Annotated in this window: 1 protein-coding gene; it reads left to right on the forward strand. The window is 53.8% G+C overall.

Annotation, left to right across the window (positions count from 1 at the left end; genetic code table 11):
- Positions 1–215: 215 nt before the first annotated feature.
- Positions 216–1,796, forward strand: a complete 1,581-nt coding sequence (locus tag WBC85_RS02515) for a lysine--tRNA ligase (protein WP_424433104.1) — start codon at positions 216–218, stop codon at positions 1,794–1,796.
- The last annotated feature ends 43 nt before the right edge of the window (positions 1,797–1,839 follow it).

Here is a 1,839-nt window from a genome sequence, read left to right on the forward strand (position 1 = left end):
GCGAATGTCCGCATCAGAGGCTGAAACAGCGACCATCAGGGCCACAAGACAGTCCTGTGCACTGAGCGATAGGGAGGAAACGTCTGTCATTGGGCCGTCCTTTGGAAAAGGGATGTTGCGGCGCAGAATATTGACGCACCCGAGGGGACGCAATAGGAACACGCCCGAGCCTATGCGCAAGGTGCGCGGAATCGGCAATAAATGGATGATCCAAGATGTCAGAGATGCGGCAAGCGGCAATGACCAGCAAAGCGTGGCCTTTTGAAGAGGCGCGCGCAGTGTTGAAACGCTACGTCTCCAAACCGCCCGCAAAGGGTTATGTGCTGTTTGAGACGGGCTATGGCCCGTCGGGGCTGCCCCATATCGGGACGTTTGGCGAAGTGCTGCGCACGACGATGATCAAGCGGGCATTCGAGGAGATTTCCGAAATTCCGACGAAACTGATTTGTTTTTCGGATGATCTGGACGGGATGCGCAAAGTGCCGGGAAATGTGCCGCAGCAGGAAATGCTGGCGCAACATATGCATATGCCACTGACATCTGTTCCTGACCCGTTTGATGAGTTTGATAGCTTTGGCCATCATAACAATGCCATGCTGCGACGTTTTCTGGACACATTCGGGTTTGAGTACGAATTCTACTCTGCCCGGGAATTTTACCAGAGCGGACAGTTTGATGAAATTCTGTGCCGCGCGGCAGAGTGTTACGACGATGTCATGAAAGTCATGCTGAAAAGCCTTCGTGAAGAGCGCCAGCAGACCTATTCCATCTTTCTGCCCATCCATCCCGAAACAGGTCGGGTGCTGTATGTTCCGATGAAACACGTCGACGGTAAGAATCATACTGTGACCTTTGACGATGAAGACGGGCGTGAGTGGACCTTGCCCGTCACCGGCGGGAACGTGAAATTGCAGTGGAAGCCGGATTTCGGGGCACGTTGGGCCGCGCTGGACGTTGATTTTGAGATGTATGGCAAGGAACACGCAACCAACACCGCGATCTACGACCGTATTTGCGAAATCCTGGGCGGTAAGAAACCGGAGCATTTTAGTTATGAGCTGTTTCTGGATGAGAATGGCCAGAAGATTTCGAAGTCGTCAGGTAACGGCATTTCGATTGACCAGTGGCTGACCTATGCGAGCACTGAAAGTCTGTCGTATTTTATGTTCCTCAAGCCCAAGACAGCCAAGCGGATGCACTTTGATGTGATTCCCAAGGCGGTGGATGAGTATCATCAGCAGCTCCGGGCCTATGAAACGCAAGATACAAAGGCGCGGTTGAACAATCCGGTCTGGCATATCCATGGCGGCGATGTGCCCAAGTCGGATATGGTGGTGCCGTTGTCGATGTTGTTGAACCTGGCATCTGTATCCTCGGCAGAGGACAAGTCACAGCTGTGGGGCTTTATTCAGCGTTATGCGCCGGATGCGACACCTGAAAAAAATCCCGGAATGGATGCTGCTGCGGGTCACGCGGTGCGGTATTACAATGATTTTGTGAAGCCCAAGAAGGTCTTCCGCGCGCCCAGCGATCTGGAGCGCGAAGCGATGGAAGATCTACGCGCACAGCTGACAACCTGGGAGGGTGGGCTGGATGCTGAAGCGCTGCAAACCATGGTTTTTGCTGTTGGCAAGGAACGGTTTGAACCGCTGCGCGATTGGTTCACAGCGTTGTATGAAGTGTTGTTGGGGGCGTCTCAGGGCCCGCGCTTTGGCGGGTTTATCGCGCTTTATGGTGTGGACGAGACGATCCAGCTGATCGACGATGCCTTGGCTGGGAAACTGCTGAGCGCGTGATGCTCTTGCCCTGTGGGACATGTGACTTACCATAAGACAGTGA

The organism is Planktotalea sp. (assembly GCF_049680325.1).
Classification (GTDB): Bacteria; Pseudomonadota; Alphaproteobacteria; order Rhodobacterales; family Rhodobacteraceae; genus Planktotalea.